The organism is Siccirubricoccus soli (assembly GCF_024178315.1).
GTDB lineage: Bacteria > Pseudomonadota > Alphaproteobacteria > Acetobacterales > Acetobacteraceae > Siccirubricoccus > Siccirubricoccus soli.
Window position 1 is genome coordinate 1 of record NZ_JAMZIK010000168.1, and the last position, 21,055, is coordinate 21,055.

A 21,055-nucleotide genomic window follows, 5' to 3' on the forward strand; every position below is an offset into this window, starting at 1 on the left:
CGCCGGGGCGCTCGGCCAGCCGCCCGCCCCCCAGGCTCAGCCTGTCCTGCTGCGTCCCGTCCAGGCGCAGCCCCTCCGGCGGCGCCGGCTGTATCCCGAGGGACGGCCCGTCCGGCCGCCTCCGGCGCTGCTCGGCGCGAAGCTCCGCCACGCCGGCCGGTCAGCCCGGCTCGTCGCGTGGTCCGCCCGGCCTCGGTCCGCCGGGCCGCGCTCCGCCCTGGGTTCCGCCGCCGGCGCCGAACATCCTGAACATGCCGGCCATCGCGTCGCGCATCTGCTCCGGCGTCTGCGGCAGCAGCGGCATCCAGGCACGCAGCAGCGCCTCCGGCGAGGTGGCTGAGACGGCCTCCAGCATCTGCGCCTGCAGCTTCGCCATCACCGCCTCCTGCATCGGGCGCAGATCCGGCAGGCCGAGGGATTGGCGGGCTTCCTCCGGCGTGCAGTCGATCTCGATGGTGATCTTCATGCGCAAGGTATGGCCCCGGCGGGCCGGCAACGCCAGCGTGGCAACAGAGCCGTTACCAGCGGCCGGGTTTCGCCGCCCGTCGTCGCGCGGCCGGGCCTATTTCCAGGGGCTGGCCCGCCAGAGAGCGGCGTAGCGGCGATCCTCGGCCTCGACGAATGCGCGCATCTCGGCCGGGCCCATATGGCGCAGCACCACATAGTCCCGCTCCGCCAGGGCGTGGAATTCCGGGTCCGCGGCGATGGCGGCCAGCGCCTCCGCCAGCCGCGCCTGCACCGGCGCCGGCGCCCCGGCCGGCAGCAGCACGCCGCGGGCGGCGCCGGCCACGGCGTCGAATCCCTGCTCCCGCATGGTCGGCAGATCCGGCACCCGGTCCCAGCGCTCCCGGTCCATCAGGCCGAGGATGCGCACCTCCCCCGCCGCATGCTGCTTCACCGTGAGGCTGACGGTGGAGACGGCGCCCGCGGCATGGCCGCCCTGCACCAGGCTCAGCGCCTGGGCGGCGCCCTGCATCGGCACCCAGGTGAAGCGGACACCCGCGACGCGCTCGAGCTGCATGAGCGCGAGCTGCGGTGCGCCCCCCGCCCCCGCCCCGGCGATCGCGATGCTCTCCGGCGCCGCCCGCGCCGCGGCCACCAGCTCCGCGAGGCTGCGATAGGGCGTGCCGGCGCCGACGAAGAGGGTGTAGGGCTCGTCGGTCAGCATCCCGGCGTAGAAGAAGCTGTCCAGCCGGTAGCGCGGCGCGCTGTCGTGCAGCGCGGTGACGAGGGCGGGGAAGGAGGCGAAGGCCAGCACATGGCCATCCGGCCGCGCCGCCGCCGCCTCGTTCAGCATCAACATTCCGCCCGCCCCCGGCCGGTTCACCACCTGCACCGGCGCGCCCAGGCGGCGTTCCAGGAAGGGCGCCAGCATCCGGGCGGCGATGTCGATATTGCCGCCCGGGGCGAAGCCGACGAGGAGCTGCAGCGGCCTCTCCGGCCAGGCCCGGGCGGGGCCGGCCCAGGCCAGCAGCGCGAGGAGCAGGAGAAACGGGCGGCGCATGAACCGCAGCCTAGAGCAGCCCCAGCGTGACGGGAACGGGGACCGTTCCCGTCACGCCGGGATAAGCTGCTCTGGATCCTCATGTTTCAGGGCATCCTGCGGGCTGACCAAAGGCGGTCGGCGGGCAGATGCTCCGGCGCCGCTTGCCGCACCGCGCCAAGCCTTTACCCTCCGCGCCACGGCCCTCCGGAGATGCGCGATGCTGCGGTTCAGCAATTTCCTCTTCCCCGAGGCGACGACGCCCGAGGACGATGCCCGGATCATCGCCGAGAGCCTGGAGGAGGCGAAGCTCTGCGACGAGCTGGGCGTCGAGGTGCTGTGGCTGGCCGAGCACCATTTCGACGGCAATTGCGCCTATGTGGACCCGACCACCTTCGCCGCGGCGGTGCTGGCGGCGACGAAGCGCATCAAGCTCGGCTTCGCGGTGGCGCAGGTTTCGCTGCACCATCCGGTGCGGCTCGCCGAGCAGATGGCGTTGCTCGATAATCTCGGGAAGGGCAGGCTGATCGTCGGCCTCGGCCGCGGCACCGCCTACAATGTTTATGAATACCAGGGCTTCGGCATCGACTGGCAGGAGGCACAGGGGCGCTACGAGGAGGCGGAGGAGATCATGCTCCGCGCCTGGACCAGCGAGACCGGCCTGACCCACAAGGGGAAGTTCTGGGACCTGCACATGCCGCGGCTCCGGCCCATCTGCTACACCAAGCCGCATCCGACGGTGCTGCGCGCCTCGTCCTCGGAGGAAGGCGCGCTGCATCTCGCGCGGCGCGGCCTGCCTTTCATGATGAACGTCCAGTCGCTGGAGGCGACGCGCACGCGCCTTGCCCGCTACCGCGCGGAGCTGGCGGCGAGCGGGCACGACGAGGCGGTGATCGCGCGCTGCATGGCGGAAAGCTGGGTGTGGCGGAACGTGGTGGTGGCGGAGACGGACGCCGAAGCCGAGCGCGTCGCCATCCCGGCCTTCGAGGCGATGCAGGCGCATCGCCGCGAGATGCGCGAGAAGGTCTATGCCGAGCAGGGCATCCGCATGGTAAAGGAAACCGTGCCGCCGGCGCGGGTGCAGGTGGAGCACGCGCTGATCTACGGCTCCCCGGCCACCGTCGCGGCGCGGATGGCGGAGATCGACCGCACCGGCGTGGGCGGCGTGATCTGCGCCTTCCGCCTCGGCCCGATGCCGGATGCGGTGGCGCGGGAATCGATCCGCCTGTTCATGACGCGGGTCGCGCCGGAATTCCAGCCGGGCCGCGCCGCCGCGGCGGAGTGATGCCCGGCCTGCCGGGCGCGCCGGTGGACCCGAAGCTCGGTATTCCGCGCGGCCGGCATGAGAAGAAGCGCTTGCCCTGCCCATGGCAGGGGCTCCGCCCTTGGCAGCCGTGCCGCCGATCTCGCCGGGGCCAAGGCCCGGCCCTGCCCAGGCTCCGCAGGCGCGACGGGCCTGCGAGCATATTGTCGCCGGGCGGGTAGGGAGCGGCGCCCTTGGCCGTTCTGGCTGCCATGCGGCCATGGCCGCTAGAGCGGTTTCCGTTCGCACTGGCTCACGGAGCCCGCGCTAGGTTGTTGTTATAGCGAGCAAATACCTCCGATCAGATGATTCCATCTGATCGGAGTTTGCTCTAGGCAAGGCCCGCCGTCGCCGGCAGGCTGTGGTTTCCGGAGGGACCCGCCATGCCCGACCCCACCCCCCACGCCATCCTCGCCGCGCTCTGGGAGCTGGCCGGGCTGGCGCCCGACCGCCTTGGCCCGCTGGAACTGCCGGGGGAGGAGCCGGCGCTCCCCTCCTCCTTCCGCGTCGGCGCGGCGGCGCAGGCCAGCATCGGGGCCGTCACCGCCGCGGTGGCCGCCCTGCATGCGGCGCGCGGCGGGCCGCTTCAGGCGGCGCAGGTGGAGATGCGGGAGGCGGCGCTGGAATTCCTCAGCGAACGCTACATGCTGCACAACGGCGCCCCGGCCGGGTCCGGCTGGGACTCCATTGCTGGTACGTACCGGTGTGGCGACGGTCGTTTCGTACGCCTGCATACGAATTTTCCCCATCATCGCGCCGGGGTGGTGAAGCTGCTGGGCGGCGCCGCGACGAAGGAGGCGGTGGCGGCGGCCCTGCAGGGCTGGCAGGCCTTCGCCTTCGAGGAGGCGGCGGCCGAGGCCGGGCTCTGCGTCACCGCCATGCGCAGCTTCGCGGCATGGGATGCCCACCCCCAGGGCCAGGCGCTGGTCAGCCTGCCACCGCTGCGCATCGAGAAAATCGGCGAGGCCCCGCCCCGCCCCCTGCCGCCCCTGGCCGCAAGGCCACTCGCCGGCCTGCGGGTGCTGGACCTGACGCGGGTCATTGCCGGGCCGGTCTGCGGCCGGACGCTCGCGGCACATGGGGCCGAGGTGCTGCATGTCAGCGCCGCCCATCTGCCGAGCTTCGACGACCTCGTGCTGGATACCGGCCGCGGCAAGCGCACCGCCGCCATCGACCTGCGCGACCCGGCGGGGCAGGAGACGCTGCGCGGCCTGGCCCGCCAGGCCGATGTCTTCCTGCAGGGCTACCGCCCCGGCGCCATCGCCGGCCATGGCTTCGGCCCGGCGGCGCTGGCGGCCCTGAACCCCGGCATCGTCTGCACCTCGCTCTCCGCCTATGGCGAGGTCGGGCCCTGGGGCGACCGGCGCGGCTTCGATTCGCTGGTGCAGACCGCCAGCGGCTTCAACCATGCGGAGGCGGTGGCGGCGGGCGCCGACCCGGCGGATGCCGCGCCGAAACCCCTGCCCTGCCAGGCGCTCGACCACGCCTCGGGCTATCTGCTGGCCTTCGGCACCCTGGCGGCGCTGCTCCGCCGGGCGGAGGAGGGCGGGAGCTGGCTGGTCCGGGTCTCCCTGGTCGGCACCGGCATGTGGCTGCGCCGGCTGGGCCGGCTGCCCGAGGGCTTCCGGGCCCGGACGCCGGACATGGCGGAAGTCGCCCCATTCCTGGAGGAGAGCGAGGGCGGATTCGGCAGGGTCGCGGCGCTGCGCCATGCAGGGCGTCTGGCGGCGACGCCGCCCTTCTGGGCCCTGCCCCCCGCCCCGCTGGGGAGCCATGCGCCCCGCTGGCAACAGGTCGGTGGGACAAGCACTGGTTGAATCTTCGTCAAAACAATCCCCTCATAGGTTGGGGAACGCCGCCGGGCCGATCCTGTGGCGTATAATTCCTCGGCTGAATCCGCCCCCCGGCATCAAGACCCCGGGTTGTGCCCGAGCTGCCGCAACGGTTGTTACTGGCAGAACGAGGCCGTCATGACGTGATGGTGGGAAGATGAGCCAGTGATGCACACCTAGGACGATTTCGTTGCTACTCCTTGTCTACCACCGGCCGCATGCCTCCGGCCGGGGCACAAGGAGAAGATGCAATGACCCTGCTGAGCGAAATTTCGCTGAGCTCGATGCCGCTGGCATCGCTGCGGTTGCCCGAGGATCCCAGGACCCGCATGGCCGCCAGCCTGCCAGGCTGGATTCAGCCCTTCCTCACCTGGCTGACCGCGAAGCCCGCCCCGGGCGAGGCGGCGCCGCAGCGTTCCGCCCAGGGCTTCGTCGCGCGGGCCCTGCTCTGGATGCTCGGCGGCACGGCGCTGTCCTATGCCGTGCTGCTGGCCGGCACGCCCTGGCTGTGGCTGCTGCTGCCACTCGGGCTGCTGGCGACGAGTTGCGGCCTTGGCCTGTTCCAGGTGGTGGTGTTCCACCACTGCTCGCACGGCACGGTGTTCCGCACGCGGGAGATGAACCAGCGGGTCGGCCGGTTGATCTCCGCCCTGCTGCTGTTCAAGCGCTTCGAGGATTACCAGCGCGAGCACATGCTGCACCACAGTCCGCGCAAGCTGCTAACGGAGGAGGATGAGTTCGCCGATTTCGTCCTCGGCATGTGCGGGCTGGAGCCGAACCTGCCGAAGGCCGAGCTGTGGCGTCGGGTGCTCACCAATTGCGCCTCCCCGGTCTTCCACTGGCAATTCGCGCGGCGGCGGGTGAAGGCCAGCCTGATGACCGGCGACCGGGCGCATAACTGGACCGGGCGGCTGGCCTGGGGCGCCGCCATCGCCGCCGCGGCAGCCACCGGCACGCTGGGCGAATTCCTCCTCGCCTGGGTGCTGCCGGTCACTGTGCTGCTGCAGATCGCGACCGTCGGCCGCATCCTCTGCGAGCACCGCTTCCCTGAGGCCGAGGTGCTGGCGGTGCGCGACCGCACCTTCGTCTGCCATGCCACGGCCGGCGTCTTTCCCGGCAGCGCCCCGCCTGCCGTGACGGCCGATACCCTGGCCGGGCTGCTGGCCTGGGCCCGCTGGTGGGCGGACATGCTGACGGTGCAACTCTTCGTCCGCCTCTTCGTGCTGGTGGGCGACGCACCCTGCCACGATTTCCACCACCGCAAGCCGGCGACGCGGAAATGGGCCGACTACATCCACGCCCGCCAAGCGGATCTCGAAGCCGGCTCCCCAGGCTTTCCCCTCGGCTATTTCGAGACCTGGGGATTGTTCCAGGCCATCGATCAGAATCTCGGCACGCTGGCGATGACGGCGCCGGAGAGCATCGGCCGTTGAGGCGAGGGTGGCGGGCGGCCGGACCCGCCACTCCCCCGCTTTCGGCCGACGCGGCCCCGAGCGTGATCGCTAAGGGCATGGTCATCGAAAAACGTCGGATAAGCCACACAAGAAAATTGGAGCAGGCGGTGCGAGCGGCAGCGAAGGCATCACACTTCGGCGAAGAGTGCTTCGGAGCACGCCACGCCGGAGAGAGCGGCCTGCGGGGCGATGGAGCACGGCGCGCTCCATGAGCCGGGCGACACGCTGCTTGGAAGGGCAGCGCGCTGATCTGGCGCGCCGCGAACGCTCAGCCGAGAGTGAGCCGCACTCGCTCCGCCGGCAGCCGGATGCTGACCGTGGTGCCCTCGCCCGGCACGCTCTCGATGCAGAGCGTGCCGCCATGCGCCTCGGTCAGCGCCTTGGCGATGGGGAGGCCGAGCCCGGCGCCGCCGAAGCTCCGCGCATGGGAGCCCTCGATCTGCTGGAAGGGCTCCAGCGCGCGGGGAATGTCCTCCGCCCGCATGCCGATGCCGCGGTCCCGCACCTGCAGCACCGCACCTTCGCCGGACAGCGTCGCGGCGATGGTCACGATGCCCTGCGGGCGGGAGAATTTCACCGCATTGCCCAGCAGGTTCTGCACCACCTGGCAGAAGCGCAGCGGATCGACGAGGAATTCGAGGCCGGGGACGGCGGTGCCGGGCTCGATGGCCACGTCGCGCCGCTGCACCCCGGCCGACACCATCTGCACCGCCTGCTGCAGCAGCTTGCTCGCCGGCACCCATTCCGTCGCCAGCGCCGGCACCGCGTTCTCGATGCTGGAATAGTCGAGGATGCCGTCGATGAGGCCGAGGAGCTGCCGGCCGGCGCCGAGGATCTGCACCGCGTAATCGCCCCGGCTTGCCTCGGTGAGCGGATAGGGCGAGCGCGGCGCCAGCATCTCGGAGTAGCCGATGATGGCGTTGAGCGGCGTGCGCAGCTCATGCGTCAGCGTGGCGAGGAAGCGGGCGCGGGCCTGGCTCGCGCGTTCCGCCGTGGTCTTCGCGGCGCGCAGCTCCACCTCCGCGCGCTTGCGCAGCAGCACGTCGATATAGACGGAGAGCGCGCCCTCGATCAGCTCCTGGTCGCCTGCCTCGAAGGGCCGGCTGACATTGCTCTCGGACTGGTTGCCGATGATGAGCGCATGGCCCGAGGGGTGGTCATAGGCCCAGAGGACATAGGGCAGGCGGAGGACCGCCGTCAGCTCATAGGCCGGCGGCTCGATCGGGGTGCGGGAGGTGGTGAAGAAGAAGGATGGCGGCGCTGGCAGCGCCAGGCGCCGCGGCGCGTCCGCGACATGCGGGCCGATGGCGTGCGTCACCCGGAACACGCCCTCCCCCGCCGCGGGGTCGGCGGCGAGCAGCGCGGCGCCGTCGCAGAGCGTGTTCTCCATGATCATCTCGAGGATCGGCGCGCCGATCTCCTCCGGCGCCACGTCGCCATCCGCCAGGCGATAGGCCTCGCGGATCAGCCGCGCCACGGTGCGGCTGCGCCGCGCCTCGCGGAAGGCCTGGCTCTGCTCCTCCTGCAGCCGCAGCAGCCGGGCGCCGAGATCGTTGCACTCACGCCGGTAATAGGCGAGCTCACGCTCCAGGACCCCGGGCGAGCTTTGCGACAAGGCTGCGCTCATGCCCTGGCCGACCGAAGCACGGTCAGCACGCCGGTCCAGTCGAGCGGCTTGGACGGGCCGCCCGCGAAGGGCGCCACCTCGACCCCGGAATAGAAGCCGAGGAAGGGCGTTCCCGCATCCAGACCGCGTGCCACGAGCTCCGCCTCCTCTACCGGTGCGCCGCTGCGCGCGCTGCCGCGCCCGGCACAGTCGATATATAGGCCAAGGAGATTATCGCCACCGGCTATGGCAGAATTGATCGCCGCCACGCCACGCCGCACCGATTCCAGCATGAGCGAATTATCGCGACTCATGATCTGCACCTGCGTGCCGAGCGCGAAATCCGGCTCGAACAGCGTGACCGCGCCGGTCTCCGGCGCGGCGCGCAGGATCAGCCGGTTCACATAGGCATTCTCGTCATAGGGCGCGAAGGGGTCGCCCTGCTTCTGGCCGAGCGTCGCCACCAGCGACAATTCGTGACCTTTCGCGCCGCCGAGCGGCAGGCCGAGCATGCGCTCGATGACGGCGAGCGCCGGCTTGCCGTCCAGCTCATAGACATCGGCGCCGTCGATCCGGGTGATCTCCATGAAGGTGGAGACCGGGCGGCAGCCATGCATGATGGCCGTCTCCGCCGCGATGCCGGGCGGGAAGACCAGGGCGACGGCAGCATGCTTCACCACCTCCCTGCCGTCATAGACCCAGCCGCCGGTGAGGTTCATGTCGGTCAGCAGCCCACCGCCGAGCAGGTGCAGCGGCGCATCGCCGAAGCCGGCATGGAAGCCCTCGACGATCGAGCTCGCATGATGCAGGCGGAGCGGCGCGGAACTCGCCACGCTGTCGAACAGCAGCAGCACCACGGCGTCGCGCGTCACTTGGCTGCGCACCTCGTCGCCGAGCACGGCGCCTGCCGCGCGCTCATCCGGCAGGAGCTGGCGGGTGACCAGCGCCCGCGGCGTCACTTCCGGGTCGCGGAAGGCGATGAGGCCGAGCTCGAAGCCGCTATAGCCATAGCCCTCCCGCGCGATGGCGCCGGCGGCGGAGCCGCCATGGATCGGCACCTCCTCCCCGCACTCCCGGCGCAGCGCCGCCAGCACCGCATGCGGGTCCAGCTTGCCGCCGACGAAGGCGAGCAGGAGCCGGGCCGGTGCCGGCCCCAGCGCCGCCACGCAGCGCCGGACCGCGGTCGCGGGGTCGGAATGCTTCGCATAGCCCACCGCGATCACGCCGCGCCCTCCGTCGCATCCGCCACTGGCGGGGCGGGCCCTGTCAGCCTGGCGAGGCATTCCGCCAGCTCCGCCGGGGAGACCGGCTTGCGCAGCAGGGCGAAGCCGGCGCGCGCCGCCTGAGGGGCGATCTCCGCCACCTTGCCGGTGCCGGTCAGCAGCACCGCCTGGAGGCCGGGGCGCAGCACCCGCGACGCCTCGATCAGCGCGATCCCGTCCATCCCCGGCATGACCAGGTCGGTCACCAGCGCGTCGCAGGGCTCCCCGGCCTCCAGCAGCGCCAGGGCCTGGCCGGCATCCTCGGCAAGGCGCACCTCGTAGCCCTCATGCCGCAGGCACTCTGCCAGGTAGCGGCGCATCAGCGGCTCGTCCTCGACGATCAGCGCATGGCCGCGCAGCAGCGGCAGCGCCGGCTCCTCGGCGGCATTGGCCCGCGGCAGCCAGAAGGTGACGGTGGTGCCGAGGCCGGGCGCGCTGTCCAGCCGCATGGCGCCGCCGGCCTGGGCGATGAAGCCATCCGCCATGGAGAGGCCCAGCCCCGTCCCCTTCTCCCGCGGCTTGGTGGTAAAGAAGGGCTCGACGGCGCGGGCCAGCGTCGCCTCGTCCATGCCGACGCCGGTATCGGCGACCCAGAGCCGGACATAGTCGCCGGGCGGCAGGTCGGTGCCCTGGGGCTGCTCGCCCGGCGGCTCCTCCGCCGCGCCCAGGGTGACGCTGCCGCCATCCGGCATGGCGTCCCGCGCATTCACGGCGAGGTTGATCAGCGTCGTCTCGAGCTGCGCCTGGTCGGCCCGCAGCGGCGGCAGGTTGGGCGGCACGTCCACCAGCACGCGGATGCCGGGGCCGAGCGCATTGGCCAGCACGGCCCGCAGGTTCAGCAGCAGCCCGCCGGGGTCGAGGTCGCCGGCATGCATCTCCTCCCGCCGCGCGAAGGCGAGCAGGCGGCGGGAGATGGCGGTGCCGCGCTCGGCTGCTTCCCGCACGCTGGCCAGCAGCCGGCGCGGCTCGCCATCGAAGGTGACGAGGGCGGCGCCGTGCCGCTTCTCGAGCAGCGACAGCCCGGCGAGCACCGCGGCCGAGGCGTTGTTGAAATCGTGCGCCACGCCGCCGGCAAGCTGGCCGAGCGCCTCCAGCTTCTGGGTGTGGCGCAGCCGGTCCTGCGCCGCGGCGCGCGCCGCGGCCTCCGCGGCGAGCTGCGCGGTGCGGTCGGCGATGCGGCGTTCCAGCGTCTCCATCAGGTCGCGCAGCGCCGCCTCGGCCTCCTTCGCCTCGGTGACGTCCACGCTGCAGCCGACATAGCCGAGCACGACGCCATCGCCGCCGACCTGCGGTGCGGCCTCGCAACGGTGCCAGCGGCGCTGCCCGAACTGGTCCTGCACCCGCACCTCGGTGCGGAAACCGCCGCGGCGCGCCCGCGCCTCGGCGAAGACGGCATCGAAGCGCGGCAAGTCCTCGGATGCCAGGAGATGCGGCCAGCCACCGGCCCGCAGCACCTCCGCCATCGTCCCGAAGACCTCCTCGAACCGCCTGTTCGCATAGACGAGCCGGCCGGCTTCATCCGTAATCCAGATCAGGGCGGGCACGTCATCGGCGACGTCATAGGGCATGCTGCGGGGTGCATGCCCGGGCTCGACATGCCCTGTGTCGAACAACGGCGCATTATCCTCCGGCGTGGGCAGGGCCTCCTTCGGCATGGGCGCGGACCCGGTTGTGGCTGCGGCCGCCCACCCTACTCCGCAGCGGAGACGGAAGGGGGACCACAACCTGAACTTTACCACAAGTTCGACATTTTAGCGGCATTTCGCCTGCCGACCAAGCGGCGCGCGGGTCCCCCCCCTCCCCCCGGCTACAGGAAGTCCTGCACCGGCTGGCCCAGCAGCACCTGCCCGGCGGCGGCGAAATGCGCGCGGCGGGCCTGGATCTGCTGGGAGACGGTGTGGATGTCGCGGAACCGGCGCTCCAGCGGGCTGCCCGGCCGGATCGCGTCGATGCCGGCGGCGCGGTGGGCCCAATCCGCCGCCTCCACCGCCGCCTGGATCGCCTGGGCGCAGCCGAGCCGCAGCCGGGCACGCGCGGGGATGCCGAGGGCGCCCTCGGCCGGCGCCGCCGCCACCATCTCCTCCAGCATCTCCCGCAGCCAGGCGCGGGCGGCGCCGATCCCCGCCTCCGCCTTGGCGAAGCCGTCCTGCACCAGCGGGTCGGCGGCGAGCAGGCTGCGGCCGCGCGGCGTCTTGGCCGACGCCAGGGCGGCGAAGCGGTCCAGCATGGCGCGGGACAGGCCGAGCGCGACCCCGGCGGCGCCCACCGCGTAGAGCCCCTGCTGGGTGAAGGCGTAGAGGGCACCGGGCTCCCGCCGCCCCTCCGGCACCTCCCGCGTCGCGCTGAACCGCTCCGGCACGAAAAGCCCCTCGACGCGATAGCCCTCGGAGGCGGTGCCGCGCAGCCCGATGGCGTGCCAATCGTCCAGCAGCTCCGCCTCGGCGGCGGGAAAGAGCAGGGTGCGGATGGCCGGTCGGCCATGGCGGTTCTGCCGCAGCGTCCCGTCCGGCTCCCGCACCGGACAGTGCACGCCCATCCAGGTGGCAAGCCGGCTGCCGCTGGCGAAGGCGAATTGGCCGGAGACGCGGTAGCCGCCCGGCACCGCCTCCGCCACCGTGCCGTTGGGCGGGCCCCAGGCCACCAAGCTGTCGGGTGGGCCGAAGATGGCGGCGGCCTCGGCCGGGCCGAGATGCGCCGCGATCAGCGCCGCGCTGTTGGCGACGAAGGCGCACCAGCCGATGGAGGCATCGTGGCGGGACAGCTCCTCGATCGCGAGGAGGTAGGTGGCGGGATGCACCTCTCCCCCGCCGAGGGAGCGCGGCAGGAGCATGCGGCAGAGCCGGGCGCCATGCAGGGCGGCGGCGAGCTCGGGCGGGATGCGGCGGGTGGTCTCGATGGCATCGGCGGCGGCACCGATGGCCGGGCCGAGGGCGCGGGCGGCGGCGAGCGGGTCAGGCGAGGCAGGGAGATCCATGCGGGTCCCTTCCATGGCTGCGGGAGGAGAGTGTCCCGCCCTTTTCCCCCCGGGGGAAGCGTTTCCCGCGGCCGGCCCGGGGCCGGCCGGCAGCGCGGAAGGACGGCCAGCCGGCCCCGGCATGGGCAAGGCGGCCCCTTCTCCACGCTCGGGAAGGCAGCGGGCCGGCCGGCAGGCCTGCCGGCCGAGGGTCCGGTCCATCAGCGTCCGGGCATCCGGCCGGTCCCGCATGGCCGCCGCGACGGCGGACCGCTGGCCGAGGCCACCGGCCTCGGCAGTGCGCCCCTCGGCCCCCCGGCCACAGCGCCGGTCGGTCCGGCCGCTATTTCGGCAGCCGCACCTCCCGCCCCATCACCCGCTCATAGACCTTCAGGCTGGTGGAGCTGTCCTCCCCGCCGAGGCCCATGCCGCGGGCCATGCGCATCAGGTTCAGCACCTGCGGTGCGATCATCCCCGGCACGCCATGCTCGGTTGCCAGCTCCACCGCCAGGGAGAGGTCCTTGTAGGCGAGGTCGAGGTGGAAGCTCGCCTCGAACTTCCCGGCCAGGGCGCGGTGCTCCAGGCCGCGGATCGCCGCGCTGTCGCCCGAGCCGTTGGTGATGATCTCGAAGAGCTTGCGCAGGTCGATGCCGGCCATGGCGCCCATGGTCATCGCCTCCATCGCCGCCGCGGCGTTGCAGAAGGCCAGCATGTTGTTGAGCAGCTTGGCGACCGAGGCGGTGCCGATCGGCCCGACATGCACCACGGTGCTGGAGAAGGCGGCGAGCAGGGCGCGATTGGCCTCGAAGACGCTCTCCTCGCCGCCCGCCATCACCACGATGGTGCCGGCGGTGGCGCGCGGCACGCCGCCGGTCACCGGGCTGTCCAGCATGGCGATGCCCTTCTTCGCCAGCTCCGCCGAGAGCCGCTTCACCACGGCGGGGGAGTTGGTGCTGAGGTCGATATAGGTGCTGCCGGGCTTCGCATGCTGGGCGATGCCGCCCTCCCCCAGCACCACCGCCTCCACATGCTTCGGCATCGGCAGGGAGGTGAAGATGACGTCGCATTCGGCGGCGAGCTTGGCCAGGCTTTCCGCGGCCGTGCCGCCGACGGCGACGCAGGCGGCCACGGCCTCGGGGTTCAGGTCGTGCACCACCACCTGGTGGTTCACGCCCTTGATCAGGTTGCGGCACATCGGGCCGCCCATGTTGCCCAGGCCGATATAGCCGATCTTCATGACGCTTCCTCCGCCCCCTGGCTTGGGGGATGCGCCAATCATCTCCGTTGCACGTCGGGTGTCCAGCCCATGCCGGGGCGGTGCCGCGCCGGCCCGCGTCACTCCGGCACTTCGCAGTGGATGTAATGGGCGTAGCCGGCCCAGCTCTCGAAGCTGCCGACCACCCGCAGCCCGACCGCCTCCGCCATGGCGGAGAGGGTCTCCACGGTGAAGAGCCACCACCAGGGCGAGTAGTTCGGCATGCCGTCGGGCAGCACCCAGGGCTCCCGCTCCGGCGCGTTGATGTTCGGGATCTTGATGTGCAGCTCGTCGAAATGCCGCTGCATGACGGCCAGCGCTCCGCCGCGCAGCGCCGGCAGGGCCAGCATGCGGCCCTCGCTGAAATCCACCGCGCCGGCCGCGTTGCGGACCTGCTCCGGCACGGTCATCGCGCCGAGCAGGAGGTGCCGGCCCGTCAGGCGCCGCAATTGCCGCAGGGAGTGGAAGGGGTCGGGGCAGTGGTAGATGACGCCCGAGCAGTGCAGCACCTCGAACTGGCCGAGGCGGTGCGGCAGGTCCGGATCGTCGAGGTCGCCCTGGATGCTGACGTAGCCGGAGACGCCGAGCCGCGCGCAATGCGCGTCGAATTCCTGCCACAGCTCGTTGCCGAGGGGCTGGTGGTCGATCATCGTCGCGGCGGCGGCGCCGGCCTGGAGCGCGACCGAGATCCGCTCGTTCGTGGTGCCCCAGAGCCCGCCCAGATCGGCGAAGGAGCGGCCCGGAACCAGGCTGGAGATGAGCGACTGGATATCCATGCCCGGACTCTCCGCAGGGGCGTGACGCTGGCCGAGAGCTATCCTCGTGCCCCGTCAGGGTCAATGAAGCCGACCGCGGCGGGGGCGGCCGCCCTGCCAAGCTGGGCCGTCTGCCGGTTGCGGAAGGCGGATCCCGGAGTCCGGTCGGCCAGCCGATCCGCAGGCCCCCTCCCCTATCCCGGCGGCAGGATCCGGCAGGCCTCGGCCGCTACCCGGGCGAGGCGCAGCAGCCGCCGCGCCGCCACGGCGCCGGCCGCCGCCTCGCCGGCGAATTGCTCCAGCAGGCGGTTGGAGAGCAGGGCGCGGGCGGCGGCATCCACCGCGATATCCGTGGCGGCGACGGTCGCGGCATCCGCCATGACCCGGCGCAGCAGCGCCAGGGTGCCAGCCAGCCCCGGCCGCAGCCCGTGCAGCGCCGCGACCTGCCGCACCAGCCGCACCCCGCGCCAGGCAAAGACCAGGGCATCCAGCCCCGGCGAGGGGCTGACCGCCGTGACCGCGAAGCCCTGCACCGCCGCCGCCCGGCCGAGCGCGGCGGCGCGCGCCTCCAGCACCGGCAGGGGCCCGGCCTCCAGCAGGGCACGCAGCTCCGCCACGCTGCCGGCCTGGCGGAGGGCGGGCTGCAGCGGCGCCGCCTCGGCCACGCTGCCGGCCCAGCGCAGCGCCTCGGCGCGGGAAGTGGGCAGGTCGCCACGGGCGAAGGCGGCGCGGGCGCGGTCTACCGCACGGATGGCGGCGAGGCCCCGCAGCTCCGACCACAGGCCGGAAAGCAGCAGCCCGAAGCCGCCCGCCACCACGGCCAGCGTCGCCCAGCCCTGCACCGGGCCGCGGGCGAACTGGTCCGCCACGTAATTCCCCGCGGCCAGCGCGCCGAGGCCGAGGCCGAGCAGGCCGAGCCCCGCCACCGCCCGCACCGGGCCGGAGAGCCGCGCGGGGGGCGGCGCCGCGGCCGGCACCACCGCCTGCTCCCAGCCGAAATCGAGCCGCGGGGCGGGGCCGGACGCCTCCTCCTCCAGGATGATGCGGGGGCCGCGCGGGGGCTCGGCATCGCTCACAGCAGGTCTCCGATCAGGGCGGCCAGCAGCGTATCCAGGCCGAGATGCGGGATGCCGGCGGCGCCATGCGGGTCCAGCCGCGGGGGCTGGAATTCGGGCATCTCGAAGAAGCCATGGGTCCAGAACTCGGGCTCCGGCGGCCGCAGCGGGATCTCGCCAGGATAGACCTTGGCAGGTTTGCCTCCCGGCAGCACGCCGCGGACGGCGGCGACCGGGCGGCCTTCCAGCGTCGCCACCGCATCCTCCGTGCAGCGGATGCTGGCCAGGGTGTGGATGCTGGTGGCGACGCCCGCCGCCCCGGCCCGCGCCTCCGGCCCCGCCACCAGATGGCCGAGCAGCGCCGCCAGCGCGTCCCGCTGGCGGGAGGGGACGTGGTCCGCCTTGGTGGCGACGAAGGCGACGCGGCTGGGCCCGGTGCCGAGCACCCGATCCAGCCAGCCGCCGCCCTGGCGCAGCGCGGCGGCGATGGCGCCGATCGCCTCCGCGATGTCGGCGAAGGCGGCGGGGCCGGCATGCAGCGCGCCGAGCACATCCACCAGCACCGCCTGGCGGTCGAAGCGGCGGAAGAAGGGGGTGAAGAATTCGTCCCGCTGTGCCGTCCGGTAGGCGGCGTGACGGCGGGCAAGCAGGGCCGGCAGGGGGCCGCCGATGCCGGGCGGCAGGGGGAAGAACCAGAGCAGCGGCATCTCCCCCCGCGGCCCCGGGTTCAGCACCCGCCCGGGTTGCAGGAAGCGGAAGCCGAGGCGGTCCCGGCAGGCCAGCAGGGCGTTGCGGTAGAGGGCATGGCCGCGGCGGACCAGCCCCTCCTCTTCCGGCGCCTGGGTCGGCAGGCCTTCGAGGAAGGCGAGGAAGGGAGCCACCTCCGGATCGGCCGCACCGCGACGGAGCCGGGCCAGGGCAGCAACGGACCAGGGGGCGTAGTCCTGTTCCAGCATCGGCAGGTCCAGCAGCCACTCGCCGGGGTAGTCCAGCAATTCCAGCGTCAGCGTCCGCTGGCCGAGCAGGCCGGCGAAGAGCCCTCCCCGCTCCAGCTCCAGGGTGACGGCGAGGGTGGAGAGGTCGCCGGTCCGGGCCGGCCAGGCGGGCGGGTCGGCGGCCAGCGCCGCCAGATGCGCGTCGAGATCGAAGCGCGGCAGGCCCTCGATCCCGGCGGGTTCCGGCCGCACCGCGCGCAGCCTGCCGCCCGCCGCCTGGTCCAGCGCCGGCAAGGTGCGCCGCCCGCGCCCGGCGGCCAGCAGATTGGCCAGCAGCGCCGTGAGGAAGACGGTCTTCCCCGCCCGTGTCAGGCCGGTGACCGCCAAGCGAAGCCGCGGCTGCCCGATGACGCGGCGTCCCAGCCTTTCGGCGCTCTCCGCCGCGTCGCGAATCAGGTCGAACGGATCAGGCAGCATGGCGCCCCGTCGGCGATGTCAACCCACGGGTCCAAACCTCAGACCGGGGCCCGGGGCCAGGTCCTGGCCCCGGCGGAGGTGCAGGAGGCAGCGCCTCCTGCCGGGGGTCCGGGGGCAGAGCCCCCCACCCTCAGCGCTGGATCAGCTCGATCTTGTACCCGTCCGGGTCCTCGACAAAGGCGATGATGGTCGTGCCGAACTTCACCGGCCCGGCCTCGCGCGTCACCTTGCCGCCGCCCTTGCGCACCGCCTCGCAGGCCGCCGCCACGTCCGGCACGCCGACCGCGAGGTGTCCGAAGGCCGTGCCCTGCTCGTACTTCTCCACCCCGTAATTATAGGTGAGCTCGATCTCGCCCTGCCCTTCCTCATTGCCCGTGCCGTAGCCGAGGAAGGCGAGGGTGTACTTGCCATCCGGCACGTCGCGGCGGCGCAGCTCCTTCATGCCCAGCAGCTCGGTGTAGAATTTGACGCTGCGGTCGAGATTGCCGACCCGGATCATGGTGTGCAGGAATTTGCTCATGGCATTGTCTCCTTGAACTGATCAGGGTCGATGGCCAGCAGGAAGATCCCGGCCGCGTCCGCCGCCGCCAGGGTGGCAGGGCGGTCGACCAGGATGCTGCCACCAGCCTCGATGGCGATGCCGGCCAGCCCCGCCGCCTTCGCCCCCGCAATGGTGGACGGCCCGATGGTGGGCAGGTCCAGTCGGCGATCCTGCCCGGGCTTGACCAGCTTGACCAGCACGCCGCCAGGGCCTTCCCGCCGCAGCCCGGCACAACGGGCGAGAAGCGCATCGGTGCCCTCGATGGCCTCGACGCCCAGCACCAGCCCCTGCTGCACCACGGCCCCCTGGCCGACATCCACGGCGCCGAGGGCGCGGACCACGGCGATGGCGCGGGCGATGTCGGCACGGGCCTGGGCGTCCGGCGCGACGGCGCCGAGTTGGCCGGCGCTGGGGATCAGGTCGGCCATGACGGCATGGGCGGCGACCACCTCGAAACCCTCGGCCTCCAGCGCCCGGGCGACGGCGCGGAGCAGCCCGTCATCGCCCTGGAAATAGGCCCGACCGATGCGGGCCAGCAGCCGGGCGCCGGCGGCATCGGGGCGGAGGGAGAGCAGCGAAGGGCGCTGGACGCCGCCACTCAGCACGAGCTGGCGGATGCCGCGGGCGCGGAAGGCGGCAAGGATCGCCCCGGCGGCGCCGACGCGCTCGCGGATATGCGGGATCCCGGCCCAGTCGGCGGGGTCGGCGAAGCCGTCCAGCAGGGCGGCGAAGACCGGGCGGCCGGCGGCCTGGGCGGCGCAGGCGACGCGCAGCGGGACCTCGCCGCTGCCGGCGACGATGCCGAGGGGGGTCATCGGGGTGTTGAGGGGGACGCCGCCCCCCTCAAGCTCTCCCTGCCAAAGGCCGAAAGGCCTTTGGAAACCGTGAGTTTGCCGTTCAAACCGACGCCCTCATCCTCGCGGGCGTGAGCTCGAGAGAGGTCGCGCCGCAAGGCGCGCCCTGCGACGCGAGGCCCCTCTCGATACGGCTCACTGGCCCTCGCCATTCTCCTCATCCACCCCGCCCAGCTCCGGTGCCGCCATGCGGCCGGGCCGCACCAGCTGGCGCCGCCGCGTCGGGTCGCGGACGAAGGCGATGATCTCCTGCACCAGCGCCTCATCCGGCCAGCGCTCCGCGGCCTGCTGCAGCCTGGCGGCGAACTCGCCCGAATCCTTGAACAGCAGGTTGTTGGCCAGCCGCAGGGTGCGGAGCTGGTCCCGCGAGGCGCCGCGGCGCAGCAGCCCCACCTTGTTGAAGCCGACGAGCCGGGCCGGCAGGCCGAAGACATAGCCGAAGGGCGGGATGTCGTTGGTGACGCCGGCGAGGCCCGAGACCATGGCCAGCCTGCCGATCCGCACCGTCTGGTGCACCGCCGCGCCGCCGCCGATGAAGGCGCCGTCCCCCACCTGCACATGCCCGCCCAGCATGACGTTGTTGGCGAGGATCACCCCATCGCCCAGCAGGCAGTCATGCGCCACATGCGCCTGCGCCATCAGCATGCAGCCGCCGCCGACGCGGGTGACGCCGCCGCCGCCGACCGAAGCGCGGTGGATGGTGACGCCCTCGCGGACCAGGCATTTCGGCCCGACCTCGCAGCGCGTCTTCTCCCCCTTGTACTTCAGGTCCTGGGGCGGCGTGCCGATGCTGGCGAAGGGCAGCACCCTGGTGCCCGCGCCGATCCGCGTCGCCCCTTCGACGACGATATGGGAGGAAAGCTCGACCCCGTCCTCCAGCACCGCTTCCGGACCGACGGTGCAGAAGGGGCCAATGACGACACCGGCGCCGAGGACGGCGCCGGGTGCCACCATGGCGTTCGGATGAATGGTGGCCACGCGCTCAGCGGTCCAGGATCATCGCGGCGTAATTCGCCTCAGCCACCACCTTGCCGTCCACCTTCGCCTCGGCCTGGAATTTCCAGATATTGCCGCGCTGCCGCTCCTTCACGACATGCACGCGCATCTGGTCGCCCGGCACCACCGGCTTGCGGAACTTCGCGTTCTCCACGGTCATGAAATAGACCAGCTTGCCGCGCGCCTCCGGCCCCAGCGTCTCCACCACCAGCACGGCGGCGGTCTGCGCCATGCTCTCGATGATCAGCACGCCGGGCATCACCGGATGTTCCGGGAAATGGCCCTGGAAGTAGTTCTCGTTGATGGTGACGTTCTTGATGCCGACGGCGGAGACGTTCTTCCGCACCTCGACCACGCGGTCCACCAGCAGCATCGGGTAGCGATGGGGGATGGCGCGCATGATCTGCGCGATGTCGAAGGCCTCCACCGCCTCGGAGGTGGCGGCCCCCGCCGCCGTCTCTGCGTCCATCTTACTCGGTCTTTCCCTGCTTCTCGCCGAGGCGCTTCATGCGCGCCGTCATGCGCCAGAACTCGCGCACCGGCATGGCCGGGCTGCCGATCACGTCGGATTTCGCTGCGACATCGTTCATCACCCCGGCCTGGGCCCCGATGCGCGCCTGCGTGCCGATCTGCAGATGCCCGGTGAGGCCCGCCTGTGCCGCGACCTGAACGTAGTCGCCAAGCACCGTCGAGCCGGAAATCCCCGCCTGCCCGACGACGATGCAGCCCCGTCCGGTGCGCACGTTGTGCCCGATCTGCACCAGGTTGTCGAGGCGCGTACCCGCGCCGAGCACGGTATCCCCCTGGCTGCCGCGATCGACGCAGGCATTGGCGCCGATCTCGACATGATCGCCAAGGATCACCCGGCCGAGCTGCGGCATGGTCTCGAACCGGCCATCGGGCGTGGGGGCGAAGCCGAACCCCTCCTGCCCCACCCGGGCGCCGGGATGCAGCACCACCCCTTCCCCGAGGATGGCGTGGGAGAGGCTGGCATGGGCATGGATGCGGCAGCGCGGGCCGAGCACGCAGCCGGCACCGATGGCGGCATGCGGGCCGATGATGCAGCCCGGGCCGATCTCGGCGCCGGCGCCGATCACCGCATAGGGGCCGATCTCCGCCTCCGGCGAGACGGTGGCGCCCGGCCCGATCACCGCCGTCGGGTGGATGCCCGGCGTGGCGGCGGGGGCCGGGTGGAACAGCGCGGCCACCCGGGCGAAGCCGAGATAGGGGGCGGGGACGACGATCGCGACCGTCCCCTCCGGCACCTGGTCAGCCAAGCCCTGGGCCATTACCACCGCGCCGGCCCGGGTCTCCCGGAGCTGCGGCAGGTAGCGGCGATTGTCGAGGAAGCTCACCTCCTCCGGCCCGGCCGTCTGCAACGGGCCGACGCCAATGAAAAGGCGCTCGCCATCGCCCTCGCACCGGCCGCCCGCCGCGGCGGCGATCGCCGCCAGGCGCTGTGGCCCGGCGCCGGGAAAGAAACGGGGATCGGCGGCCACGCGCCCCCCCCGCTCAACGCCGCGGCGCGGCCGGCGCCGGCGCCGCCGGGCGCGCCGGCGGCGCGGAGGAGGCCTGGGGCGTCGCCTCGCCGCTGGCCGATTCCGGCGGCAGGGTGACGCTGCGCAGCGTCTGGTTGAACTTCGTCGACACCTCCTCCGTCAGGTCGAAGGCAGGGTCGTTGAAGATCACCAGCGGCCGCGGCAATACCATATTCACATGGCGGCTGGCCGCCACCTGGCGGATGACCTGGCCGAGGCCCTGCTCGATCTCCACCAGCGCCTGCTGCGCCACCTGCTCGATGGCCCGGCTGCGCTCGCGGAAGACGCGCTGGCTGTCGGTGATGCGGTCCTGCAGGTCACGCTCCCGCTGGCGAAGCTGGTCCGGCGGCAGGCTGGCGCGCTGGTTGGCGAGCGCCGTCTGCTCGTCCCGCCAGCGGGCCTGCTCTCGCTGCAGGTCGCCGTTCAGCTTCTCCCGCCGCTTCTCGATCTCCTCCCGCACCTGGTTGAAGGCGGTGGAGACGCGCTGGATCTCCGGCACGTCGACGATGCCGATGACGGCCGTGGGCGGCTGCTGGCCGGGCGGCAGGGCGGCCGGCGGGCGCTGGGCCTGAGCCGGGCGTTGCGCCGGGCGCTGCGCCGGGGCCTGGGTCGGCCGGCTCTGGTTGCCGCCCTGGCCGGGCACGAACCATTCCTGGCCCTGGCCCTGCTGCGCCACGGCCGGCAGCGCCGCGGCGGCGGCGAGGCCGGCGGCAAGGAGAAGGCGGGCTGCGGTGCGGTGGACTGGCATATGCGAGG

General features: G+C 72.7%; 19 protein-coding genes. 3 read left to right on the forward strand and 16 right to left on the reverse strand.

Annotated features, from left to right (window positions below; genetic code table 11):
* Positions 1 to 160: 160 nt before the first annotated feature.
* Together NJ376_RS23265 and NJ376_RS23270 are read right to left on the reverse strand one after the other, a co-directional pair.
* On the reverse strand, positions 161 to 466 hold the full coding sequence (locus NJ376_RS23265) for a DUF6489 family protein (protein ID WP_252955675.1): 306 nt from the start codon (positions 464 to 466) through the stop codon (positions 161 to 163).
* 96 nt (positions 467 to 562) lie between these two features.
* A complete protein-coding gene (locus NJ376_RS23270; protein ID WP_252955676.1) occupies positions 563 to 1,504 on the reverse strand; it encodes a tripartite tricarboxylate transporter substrate binding protein in 942 nt (313 codons plus the stop codon).
* Positions 1,505 to 1,703: 199 nt separating this feature from the next.
* On the opposite strand from NJ376_RS23270, the gene NJ376_RS23275 reads away from it, so the two are divergent.
* The 3 genes from NJ376_RS23275 to NJ376_RS23285 all read left to right on the forward strand — a co-directional run bounded on the left by NJ376_RS23275 (position 1,704) and on the right by NJ376_RS23285 (position 6,051).
* Entirely contained in the window at positions 1,704 to 2,768 is a 1,065-nt protein-coding gene (locus NJ376_RS23275; protein WP_252955677.1) for an LLM class flavin-dependent oxidoreductase, read from the forward strand.
* A gap of 401 nt (positions 2,769 to 3,169) precedes the next feature.
* Entirely contained in the window at positions 3,170 to 4,603 is a 1,434-nt protein-coding gene (locus NJ376_RS23280) for a CoA transferase (protein ID WP_252955678.1), read from the forward strand.
* Between the two features lie 344 nt (positions 4,604 to 4,947).
* A complete protein-coding gene (locus NJ376_RS23285; RefSeq protein ID WP_252955679.1) occupies positions 4,948 to 6,051 on the forward strand; it encodes a fatty acid desaturase in 1,104 nt (367 codons plus the stop codon).
* A gap of 289 nt (positions 6,052 to 6,340) precedes the next feature.
* Here NJ376_RS23285 and NJ376_RS23290 read toward each other — a convergent pair whose 3' ends face one another.
* The 14 genes from NJ376_RS23290 to NJ376_RS23355 form a co-directional block, all read right to left on the reverse strand.
* Entirely contained in the window at positions 6,341 to 7,687 is a 1,347-nt protein-coding gene (locus NJ376_RS23290) for a sensor histidine kinase (protein WP_252955680.1), read from the reverse strand.
* An 8-nt stretch (positions 7,688 to 7,695) separates the two neighbouring features.
* A complete protein-coding gene (locus NJ376_RS23295; RefSeq protein ID WP_252955681.1) occupies positions 7,696 to 8,901 on the reverse strand; it encodes an FIST signal transduction protein in 1,206 nt (401 codons plus the stop codon).
* Positions 8,898 to 10,553 carry a hybrid sensor histidine kinase/response regulator gene (locus tag NJ376_RS23300; protein ID WP_252955682.1) on the reverse strand — a complete coding sequence of 552 codons (1,656 nt, stop codon included), beginning with the start codon at positions 10,551 to 10,553 and terminating at the stop codon, positions 8,898 to 8,900. The genes NJ376_RS23295 and NJ376_RS23300 overlap by 4 nt, the downstream gene beginning before the upstream one ends.
* 194 nt (positions 10,554 to 10,747) lie before the next feature.
* Complete coding sequence (locus NJ376_RS23305; protein WP_252955683.1) at positions 10,748 to 11,914, reverse strand: acyl-CoA dehydrogenase family protein; 1,167 nt, start codon at positions 11,912 to 11,914, stop codon at positions 10,748 to 10,750.
* A 322-nt stretch (positions 11,915 to 12,236) separates the two neighbouring features.
* A complete protein-coding gene (locus NJ376_RS23310; protein ID WP_252955684.1) occupies positions 12,237 to 13,130 on the reverse strand; it encodes an NAD(P)-dependent oxidoreductase in 894 nt (297 codons plus the stop codon).
* Positions 13,131 to 13,228: 98 nt separating this feature from the next.
* A complete protein-coding gene (locus NJ376_RS23315) occupies positions 13,229 to 13,924 on the reverse strand; it encodes a methyltransferase domain-containing protein (RefSeq protein WP_252955685.1) in 696 nt (231 codons plus the stop codon).
* 173 nt (positions 13,925 to 14,097) lie between these two features.
* Entirely contained in the window at positions 14,098 to 14,979 is an 882-nt protein-coding gene (locus NJ376_RS29425) for a DUF697 domain-containing protein (RefSeq protein ID WP_252955686.1), read from the reverse strand.
* Entirely contained in the window at positions 14,976 to 16,370 is a 1,395-nt protein-coding gene (locus NJ376_RS23325) for a YcjX family protein (RefSeq protein WP_252955687.1), read from the reverse strand. The genes NJ376_RS29425 and NJ376_RS23325 overlap by 4 nt, the downstream gene beginning before the upstream one ends.
* Positions 16,371 to 16,500: 130 nt before the next feature.
* Positions 16,501 to 16,890: a lactoylglutathione lyase gene (gloA, locus tag NJ376_RS23330; protein ID WP_252955688.1), complete on the reverse strand. Its 390-nt coding sequence runs from the start codon at positions 16,888 to 16,890 to the stop codon at positions 16,501 to 16,503.
* On the reverse strand, positions 16,887 to 17,726 hold the full coding sequence (locus NJ376_RS23335; RefSeq protein WP_252955689.1) for an LpxI family protein: 840 nt from the start codon (positions 17,724 to 17,726) through the stop codon (positions 16,887 to 16,889). Before NJ376_RS23335 ends, gloA begins: the two co-directional genes overlap by 4 nt.
* A 174-nt stretch (positions 17,727 to 17,900) precedes the next feature.
* The gene (lpxA, locus tag NJ376_RS23340) at positions 17,901 to 18,743 is read right to left on the reverse strand and encodes an acyl-ACP--UDP-N-acetylglucosamine O-acyltransferase (protein WP_370288569.1); all 843 of its coding nucleotides are present in this window, start codon (positions 18,741 to 18,743) and stop codon (positions 17,901 to 17,903) included.
* A gap of 4 nt (positions 18,744 to 18,747) precedes the next feature.
* Complete coding sequence (gene fabZ / locus NJ376_RS23345; RefSeq protein WP_252955690.1) at positions 18,748 to 19,230, reverse strand: 3-hydroxyacyl-ACP dehydratase FabZ; 483 nt, start codon at positions 19,228 to 19,230, stop codon at positions 18,748 to 18,750.
* A gap of 1 nt (position 19,231) precedes the next feature.
* On the reverse strand, positions 19,232 to 20,260 hold the full coding sequence (gene lpxD / locus NJ376_RS23350) for a UDP-3-O-(3-hydroxymyristoyl)glucosamine N-acyltransferase (RefSeq protein WP_370288570.1): 1,029 nt from the start codon (positions 20,258 to 20,260) through the stop codon (positions 19,232 to 19,234).
* Between the two features lie 13 nt (positions 20,261 to 20,273).
* The gene (locus NJ376_RS23355) at positions 20,274 to 21,047 is read right to left on the reverse strand and encodes an OmpH family outer membrane protein (RefSeq protein ID WP_252955691.1); all 774 of its coding nucleotides are present in this window, start codon (positions 21,045 to 21,047) and stop codon (positions 20,274 to 20,276) included.
* Positions 21,048 to 21,055: the final 8 nt, after the last annotated feature.